This window comes from Streptomyces sp. NPDC002130 (assembly GCF_040296465.1).
GTDB lineage: Bacteria > Actinomycetota > Actinomycetes > Streptomycetales > Streptomycetaceae > Streptomyces.
In genome coordinates this window covers 26,286-33,337 of sequence record NZ_JBEOXI010000070.1, presented here as the reverse complement: position 1 = coordinate 33,337, position 7,052 = coordinate 26,286, and the positions used below count along the sequence as shown (strand labels likewise).

Here is a 7,052-nt window from a genome sequence, read left to right as displayed (position 1 = left end):
GGGCGGGCTTGACCCACGGGCCGTCGAGCAGCCAGTTGGGGCCCGAGAGTCCGAACAGGCCGAGGAAGTCGTTGATCGGGCCGTTCGGCGCGAGCACCATCCGGAAGATCATCGCCGTGGCGACCAGCGGGATCAGCGTCGGCAAGTAGATCAGGGTGCGGAACAACTTGCGGGCCCTGACCTGCTTGTTGAGCAGGTTGGCCAGCCACAGCCCGAGCACCAGGCCCAGCGGGACCGAGATCGCCGCGTAGTAGAAGGTGTTCCACAGGGCCTTCCAGAAGACCGGGTCGTCGGTGAGGGCCGTGACGTAGTTCTGGAAGCCGACCCACTTCGGCGGGGTGAAGGAGTCCCAGTCGGTCAGGGAGTAGTAGACCGACGCGATCATCGGCCCGAGCAGGAAGACCAGGAAGCCGATCACCCACGGGGAGATGAACAGGTAGAAGGAGAGCGCCTCACGGCGACGGCGCTTGGAGAGCTTGGGCTTCCTGGGTGAGGGGGGCTTCTCCGCGGCCGTGGGGACGGCCTTCGGGGCGGTCGAGGTTGCCACAGCCGGTCATGCCCCGGACTTGATGAGGGACTCGAGGTCCTTCTGCACGGCGGTCAGCGCCTTCTTGGCGCTGCGCTCCTTGCCGAGCCAGAAGTCGGCGAGGCCGTTGGAGATCGTGTCGATCATCTGGTTCCACTCGGGGATGAACGGCGCCCGGAAGACGAACGCGCTCGACTCGGCGAACACGCCCATGTCGACGTCCGTCTTCATCCACGACGGCTTGAGGAAGGCCTGGCTCTTCTGCACCTCCAGGTCGGCCGGCACGTCCTGGCCGGAGGCGATGATCACCTTCTGCGCCTCGGCGGAGGTGAGGAAGTCGATCGCCTTGAAGGCGTTGTCGCGCTGCTTGGAGGTGCGGGAGATCGCCAGGCCGCTGCCGAACGCCGACACGGCCTGCTTCTTGCCGCGCCACATCGGCGCGATGTCCCAGGCGAAGGTCGCCTTCGTCAGGCCCGACATGACCCAGAAGCCGTTGGCGTGGGTGGCGACCTTCTGGTTGGGGAACGCCTGGTCGCCGCCGATGTCGGGGCCCATGTCGGCGTAGTCCGCCTTGCTCGGCACCACCTTGTGCTTGAAGACCAGGTCGCCCGCCCACTGGAGCGCCTCGACGACCTCGTCGCTGTCGACCGCGGGCCGGCCCTGGGCGTCGATGATGGTTCCGCCGTTCTGGTAGGCGAGACTCCACCACTGCGGAAACCATTCGGCACCGCTGTATCCCCACACCTTGCCGGGGACCGTCAGCTCCTTGAACGCGTCGAGAGCGTCGTCCCAGGTCCAGTCCGCCGTGGGGGCTTTGATGCCCTTCTTGTCGAACATGTCCTTGTTGTAGAACACGGTGACCGCGCCGGAGCGGTCGGGGATCGCGTAGAGCTTGTCCTGGTACGTGTAGAGCGAGCCGACCGGGCCGAACCGCTGCTCGGGGTCGAGCTTCGCCTTCTTGGCGAGGTCGTCGAGGGGCAGCAGCTGGTTCTTGCTGGAGTACGTGTTGACGCTCTCGGCGACCTGCATGATGTCCGGCCCGGTGCCGCCGGCGATCATCGTCTGCACCTTCTGCGGGTAGGAGTCGCCCGGGATCAGCTGCAGCTTGACCTTCAGGTCCGGGTGCTTCTTGACCAGCAGGTCGATGCGGGCCTGATACGTCTTGCGGTCGGGGTCGCCGCCCCACACCGTCATCACCAGCGGAGCGTCAGCCGCACCGGCGCCGGACCCGCACGCCGTCAGCGTGATGACCCCCGCCGCGACTCCCAGCCCCAGAAAACCCCGACGAGAAAACCGCGCGCTGTCAAGCGTCATGGCACTGCCCTTCCTTGAGACATGCACACGCCTTGAGGTCGCCCGGATGATCAGGCCGGACTTCGAATGGCGGTTAAAATAACCATCGTTTTAAGTGGACGACAAGACCTTGTTTCGTGTGGATTCAGTTGTGACCCGGAGCTCGAGGCAGCACAAAAGCGGGCAACGACGAGGTTGTTGCAGGTGGACCGGCGCGGGTGCGCCGCAGGCCTCACTCGGCCGTTCAGCCGGGCATGCGACGGCCACCCCCTGTGTGACAAGGGGTGGCCGTCGTACGCCTCAGACTCGCGTCAGGAACTACGACGCCGGCGTCAGGTCCGCTCGGCCGAACAGGAGGGCGTAGCCCGTGGGGAGTTGGGCCAGGACGCGGGTGACCAGGTCGTCGCCGATGAGGGGCGGCAGTGTGCTCAGGACCGAGCTGACGTCCCAGCGTGCCGTGGCAGGCGTGGCACCGGGGGTGCGTGAGGCGACCTCGTCGACGAAGCGTGCGGCCGTGAGACGGTGTGTGGCCGGGATCTGGGAGGCGATCAGCCGGGCGGCCTCCGCGGGCAGGGCGCGGGCCAGGTCGACCCGTTCGTCGCCGGTGACGTGGGTGCCGAGGGCGGCCAGGACGGTACGGGTGACCTCTTCCGCCTTCGACCGGGTGGGGTACAGGCCCGACTCGCGGACCGCTTCGACCAGCTGGGGCCAGCCGGTGTCGTCGGCGGCGGCGTGAGGGGCGCGTCTCGTCGTCACACGGGGCACCGTCGTCGTGCTCATGTGTGGGGTTTTCCTCCGGGTGTGTACGGGGGTGGGTGCGCGGGGGGTGTCGCGCCGCCGGGGGATCGGGCCGGCGGCGCGACCTGGCTGTGGGCGTGCGGTGAGGTCAGCTGCTGAGCTGCCTGCGCGCGTCGCCGCCCGAGATCTGGATGCGGCGCGGCTTGGCCTGCTCCGCCACCGGGATGCGCAGGGTCAGGACGCCGGCCTCGTAGGAGGCGTCGATGCGCTCCGTGTCGAGTGTGTCGCCGAGGAACAGCTGGCGCGTGAAGGTGCCGGTGGGGCGCTCGGCGACGAGGGGTTCCGCGCCCTCGGGGGCGGGGGACCTGCGCTCGGCTCGGACGTTCAGGACGTTGCGCTCGACGTCCAGCTCGATCGTCTCGGGGTCGATGCCGGGCAGGTCGAAGTGGACGAAGAAGTCGTCCCCGGAACGGTAGGCGTCCATCGCCATCGCCGTCGGGCGGGTGGCGGCGGGGCCGAAGACCTGCTGGGTGAGTCGGTCGAGCTCACGGAAGGGGTCCGTGCGCATGAGCATCACTGGTCACTCCTCTCTTCAGGTGCAGTGGGTGCGATGCCATACGGTTTACGTCTTCTTATATAGCTCGGAGGAGGAAACTTGACAAGCCCAGGCTCAGCTTCGGACTCCGAGAGTCTGCGGGCTAGCCTCGGGATCTTGAACAGGAGTACGACGCAGGAGGCAGACATGGCGAAGGTTCCCAGTGCGGTGGTCGCCGCGAGCGGGCTCGTGGGCGGGTACGGCGTGGCCCGCTGGACCCGGCAGCGGCCGCTCGGCGGAGTGGTGCTCGCCGTGGCCGGTGTGGCGGCGGCGCGGCAGTGGCGGCAGCAGGCCGGCGGGGTGGCCGCGGGGGCGTTGTCGGCCGCGTACGTCGCCGCCTTCGCCGGGTCGCATCCGCTGGCGAAGAAGGTGGGTGCCTGGCCTGCCGTGTTCGGTGTGGCGGGGGCCGTGGGGCTGGCGTCGTGGGCGGTCGCGGACCGGCGCGGCTGACCGGCTGATCTCGGGGAGCCGGCGCCGCCGACCGGCTCATCCCGGCAGGCACAACAAAAGAACCCGGCCCTGAATCCCAGGGCCGGTTTCTCGTTGGAGCGCCGGGCAGGCCTTGCACCTGCATTTCCCCACAGGAAGTGGGGCGTCTTTCCTTGGACCACCAACGCATCGTCCTGCTACCGGAGTTCCGGCGACTGGACGCAGATCAACTATAGCGCAGTTTCTGTTATCGCCTCACCGCCCGGCCGTCTCCTCACCGTCCCCCGCAGGTACGCGACTTACGACGCCGAGGTACGACGACGTGACACGACAGTTCAGCCGCCGCAGCATGCTGAAGGCAACGGGCATCGGAATGGGTGCCGGTGTCGGCGCGACCGCGCTCGCCACCCCGGCCGGTGCCGCCGGCACCCCTCTCGTCCACCCCGGGCTGCTGCACACCCGTGCCGATCTGGACCGTATGGCGGCCAAGGTGAGGGCGGGGGCCAGACCGTACACCGCCGGGTTCGCCAAGCTCACCGCCAACCGGCATGCCCAGAGCGGGTGGCGGGCGAATCCGCAGGCCGTCGTGTACCGGGGGTCGGGCACGCCGGAGAACTACGCGATCCTCTACAACGACATCCACGCCGCCTACCAGAACGCCCTGCGCTTCCACGTCAGCGGCGAGGAGGTGTACGCCGACACCGCCGTGGCGATCCTCAACTCCTGGTCGGGGAAGCTGACCCGGCTGGAGGGCAGTGCCGATCGGTTCCTGGCGGCGGGGTTGTACGGCTACCAGTTCGCGAACGCCGCCGAACTGGTCCGGGATCACGGGGATTTCGACCTCGGGCGGGCGCGGGAGCTGCTGCTGGACGTCTTCCATCCGCTCAGCGACGACTTCCTGAGCCGTCACAACAACGCCGTCGTCACCAACTACTGGCCCAACTGGGATCTGACGGCCATCGCGTGCGTCCTCGCGACCGGGATCTTCTGCGACGAACGGGCCGTGGTCGAGCGGGCCGTGGAGTACTTCAAGCACGGGGACGGCATGGGGTCGGTCAGGCACGCGATCCCCGTCGTCCACGAGGACGGGCTCGGCGAGTGGGTCGAGGCCGGGCGGGACCAGGGGCATGCGCTGCTCGGGGTCGGGCTGATGGGCACGGTGTGCGAGATGGCGTGGAACCAGGGGATCGATCTGTACGGGTACGACGACAGCCGGTTCCTCAAGGGCGCGCAGTACGTGGCCAAGTGGAGCCTGGGCGGGGATGTGCCGTACACGGCGAACACGCGGAAGAAGGGGGCGATCGGGGGCTGGTCGGGAGTGGAGACCGCGTCCGGTGCCGCGCGTGTGGATCCGGGGATGACCCGGCCCATCTGGGCGATGATCGCCAACCACTACACCAAGCGGCGGGGGTTGCCGGCGTCCTACCTCACGCGGGCGGCTGCCAAGGCCGCGCCCGAGGGTGGGGGCGGGGATTACGGGCCCAACAGCGGGGGGTTCGATCAGCTGGGGTTCGGGACGCTCGCGTTCACCCGGGACCGAGGCCAGGACCGCGTGAAGGAGCCGGTCGGAGGCCCCTCGCCGAGTCCGGGGCCGTCGTCCGGTGGGTCGCGGGATGCCGGGGGGTGTCCGGGCGCAGGCTTCGGCGTCACCGGTGGGTGGGGAGGATCTCGCCGCGACCGGTTCCGGGGATGCGGCGGGATGGGCCGCCGCGGCGGGGATCGGCGCGGCGGGATGGGCCGCCGCGGCGGGGATCGGCGCGGTGGCGGGCGGGTTGCTGTTGCTGCGGAGGCGTGAGCGGGGGCGGCGGGGGGCGGGCGAGTAGCGTGATCGGAGCATGTGGGCGGGCCCGCCCTCGTTTTCCTCGCCGTTCGCGGCCCACATGCTCCGATCGCGCCCCGGCCATCAGGCCTACGCCGTCGTCGGCCGAGCCCCCTCCGGCCCGGGGCTGCCCTGGGACGCGCCGTCCGTGCCCCCGCTGCCCGCCGCGGTCAGCGGCTTGGCGATGTCCTCCAGGGAGCGGCGTTCCGCCTTCACCGCGAGGAGGGCTGCCACCAGGCCGGCCAGGCACATCAGCGTCGCGCCGATCGAGAAGGCGAGGACCGTGTCGCCGACGACGCCGGATTCCGTGAGCTTGGCGAACAGCAGCGGGCCGCTGATGCCGCCGGCCGCGGTGCCGATGGCGTAGAAGAACGCGATCGACATGGCGCGGGTCTCCATGGGGAAGACCTCGGAGACCGTCAGGTAGGCGCTGGACGCGCCGGCCGAGGCGAAGAACAGGACCGCGCACCAGCAGGCCGTCATCGTGGTCGCGCTCAGGGAACCCTGGTCGAAGAGCCAGGCGGTGCCGAAGAGGAGCAGGCCGGACAGGATGTAGGTGCCGGAGATCATGATGCGGCGGCCGACCGTGTCGAAGAGCTTGCCGAGGAGCAGCGGGCCGAAGAAGTTGCCGAGTGCGATGACCGCGAAGTAGTAGCCGGTGTTGCCGCTCGGGACGTCGAAGAACGTCGTCAGGATCGCGCCGAAGCCGAAGGTGATGGCGTTGTAGAGGAACGCCTGGCCGATGAAGAGGGAGAAGCCGAGGATGGCGCGGCGGCGGTAGTCGGAGAAGACCGTGCGGCCGATCTCGATGAAGGAGACGCTGCGGCGCTGGTGGATGGTGATCTCGCCCTCCGGGCGCGGCAGCGGCTCACCCCTTTCCTCCTCGATCTTGCGTTCGATGGAGGAGACGATGCGTTCCGCTTCGTCGTCGCGGCCGTGGATCAGCAGCCAGCGCGGGCTTTCGGGGACGTGCCGGCGGACGAGGAGGATCACTAGGGCGAGGACCGCGCCGAGCGCGAAGGTGAGGCGCCAGCCGACGTTCGCCGCGAAGATGTCGGTGTCCAGCGCGACGATCGACAGCAGCGAGCCGAAGACGGCGCCCAGCCAGAAGCTGCCGTTGATCATCAGGTCGGTGCGGCCGCGGTACTCCTTGGGGATCAGCTCGTCGATCGCGGAGTTGATCGCCGCGTACTCGCCGCCGATGCCGAAGCCGGTGAGGAACCGGAAGAGGAAGAACCACCAGGTGTCGAAGGAGATCGCGGTGAGGGCCGTGGCGGCCAGGTAGACCGCCAGGGTGATCATGAAGAGCTTTTTACGCCCCCATTTGTCGGTCAGACGGCCCCAGAACAGCGCGCCCAGGCACGCGCCCGCCACGTACAGGGCGGCTGCCATGCCGGTGACCTCGCCGGACGTGATGGGCAGGCCACTGCCGGGCTCCGACAGGCGGCTGGCGATGTTTCCCACGACGGTGACTTCGAGTCCGTCGAGGATCCACACGGTGCCGAGACCGATGACGATCGTCCAGTGCCAGCGCGACCACGGGAGGCGGTCGAGGCGGGCGGGGATGTCGGTGGTCACGGTGCGGCCGGTGTCGGCCTGGGCGGTGGTCATGGGCCCCCTCCTCTTCGAGCGGAATCCCCGTCGGGTGCCCT

The 7,052-nt window shown here is 69.2% G+C and carries 7 protein-coding genes; 2 read left to right on the top strand and 5 right to left on the bottom strand.

What is annotated here, in order from left to right:
• The 4 genes from ABT116_RS16155 to ABT116_RS16140 all read right to left on the bottom strand — a co-directional run.
• Nucleotides 1–547: carbohydrate ABC transporter permease (locus tag ABT116_RS16155; protein WP_351633256.1), on the bottom strand; the 547-nt coding region annotated here is incomplete at its 3' end.
• A 6-nt stretch (nt 548–553) separates the two neighbouring features.
• Complete coding sequence (locus ABT116_RS16150) at nt 554–1,840, bottom strand: ABC transporter substrate-binding protein (protein WP_351633254.1); 1,287 nt, start codon at nt 1,838–1,840, stop codon at nt 554–556.
• A gap of 297 nt (nt 1,841–2,137) precedes the next feature.
• Nucleotides 2,138–2,599, bottom strand: a complete 462-nt coding sequence (locus ABT116_RS16145) for a DUF2267 domain-containing protein (protein WP_351633251.1) — start codon at nt 2,597–2,599, stop codon at nt 2,138–2,140.
• A gap of 106 nt (nt 2,600–2,705) precedes the next feature.
• On the bottom strand, nt 2,706–3,131 hold the full coding sequence (locus tag ABT116_RS16140; RefSeq protein WP_351633248.1) for an Hsp20/alpha crystallin family protein: 426 nt from the start codon (nt 3,129–3,131) through the stop codon (nt 2,706–2,708).
• A 168-nt stretch (nt 3,132–3,299) separates the two neighbouring features.
• On the opposite strand from ABT116_RS16140, the gene ABT116_RS16135 reads away from it, so the two are divergent.
• Nucleotides 3,300–3,602 (top strand): hypothetical protein, encoded by a 303-nt coding sequence (locus ABT116_RS16135; RefSeq protein ID WP_104779710.1) that lies wholly within the window; start codon nt 3,300–3,302, stop codon nt 3,600–3,602.
• 301 nt (nt 3,603–3,903) lie between these two features.
• The gene (locus ABT116_RS16130) at nt 3,904–5,376 is read left to right on the top strand and encodes an alginate lyase family protein (protein WP_351633245.1); all 1,473 of its coding nucleotides are present in this window, start codon (nt 3,904–3,906) and stop codon (nt 5,374–5,376) included.
• A gap of 114 nt (nt 5,377–5,490) precedes the next feature.
• On the opposite strand, the gene ABT116_RS16125 is transcribed toward ABT116_RS16130, so the two are convergent.
• The gene (locus ABT116_RS16125) at nt 5,491–7,011 is read right to left on the bottom strand and encodes an MFS transporter (protein ID WP_351633243.1); all 1,521 of its coding nucleotides are present in this window, start codon (nt 7,009–7,011) and stop codon (nt 5,491–5,493) included.
• Nucleotides 7,012–7,052: the final 41 nt, after the last annotated feature.